Genomic DNA, 1513 nt, shown 5'->3' with positions numbered 1-1513 from the left:
AGGGTTCTTTTGTTATGTCCCTAAAAAATAGTTATCTAAGATCTTCGTTATCTATACTATCCTTAGCTCATTTTCCCATTGAATTTAACACCTAATATAAGAAGAAAAAGACACTGTCATTACTCCTGTTGAGCAATAACCCCTCATGTTCTTCCCTCTTTATTTTAGATTCATCAAGTATTTTGTTAGTACAGATTTGAATATCTTTTCTAAATATAAGGAGTTCTACTTTCCAGTGATTTATAATGTGCGCTGATGGTTCTATAAAATAACAACTATTCCAAAAGAATATTTAATTAATATGTAAATATATTTAATAACAAAACTTTTTTTGATTTACCTCATTTTATTCCCCTGGGTTTTATTATAAGATGAACCACCAATTTATAGACAAATGATTCATCCTGATATTTTACTCTTAAATTTAGAATTACAATTGAAAATAACTAGTTTACATAATGTTATTATGATAAATAAAAAAAGAACCTTATTGATCCTTTTTTTAATAATAGAAATCCATCAATGTTTCGTCCATTAAATCCTGTGTGAGTCCTATGTATATCATCGTATCTTTTGGATTGGAGTGATTAAGAATTTGTTGAAGTAAAGCGATATCCTTAAATTTTTGATAATGCAAATAGCCAAATGTTTTTCGGAGTGTATGTGTGCCAACATCCGGAATATCAGCCATTTCTGCTGCTTTGTTTAAAACCCGATATGCTTGTACCCTAGTGATTGGACCATTTCCTTTTCGGCTAGGAAATAAATAGTTTTCATTTTTCAGGTTCATCTTCCGAACATACTTCCGGACTTCTTTCCGAAGTTGAGGGTTGACAAGGAACCGTTTAATTTTCTCTGTCTTTTGCTCTACAATGACGATATGCGTTCCCTCTAGGATATCTTTTACACGTAACTGTAAAAGATCACCGATTCGAAGTCCAATGTTAATCCCGATAGAGAACATCATATAATCGCGGTAGCTGCAATATTTTAATAGAGATTTTTTCATCTTATCTATGTGATCCAGTCGGCGTATCGGCTGGACATTTTTGATTCTTTGAGAGGTTGCTTGCATGAGTAACTCATTCCCCTTTCCTCTTCTTTCATTGTACGTGAATTGACGAAAAAAAGGCAAGTTTTTTTAATTATAATGCTCTCAAAAACCTTGATTTGACGCGATTCCGAATGTATCAATACAGGTCCTTTGTTACATTCGGAATATTCTTATATTATTGATAGATATAGAGTTTAATTCTCCCAATCTCCTTAAATGTATTTTAATAGCGTTTAGAAAGACTTTATAACAATCGCGATGAAATACCCTAACGATTAAAAATGGACACCTTAAAATCAATTTATGGGACCTGTTTTTTATCTTTTATTGTTTTTTTTATGAAAAATGTAGAAGTTCAAACACTGGTATTTTTTTTCTGGATTATAATTTACAATAATATCCTTTCTCTTCCTGATGACATTATACAATTTTACCCATTTAATTTATTTACGATAATAA

1 protein-coding gene is annotated in these 1513 nt (G+C 30.8%); it reads right to left on the bottom strand.

Annotated features, from left to right (window positions below; all coding sequences use genetic code 11):
* Positions 1–502: 502 nt before the first annotated feature.
* Positions 503–1075 (bottom strand): site-specific integrase, encoded by a 573-nt coding sequence (locus tag AC1DUW_RS28530; RefSeq protein WP_223305274.1) that lies wholly within the window; start codon positions 1073–1075, stop codon positions 503–505.
* Between the last annotated feature and the right edge of the window lie 438 nt (positions 1076–1513).

This window comes from Peribacillus sp. P4_C12, assembly GCF_056402095.1.
The sequence above is the reverse complement of the archived record's forward strand: the minus strand, read 5'-3'. Positions and strand labels throughout refer to the sequence as shown.

Coding starts and splice junctions, on each gene's coding strand:
- AC1DUW_RS28530 (WP_223305274.1), bottom strand. CDS start 1,075: ATGCAAGCAACCTCTCAAAGAATCAAAAATGTCCAGCCGATACGCCGA.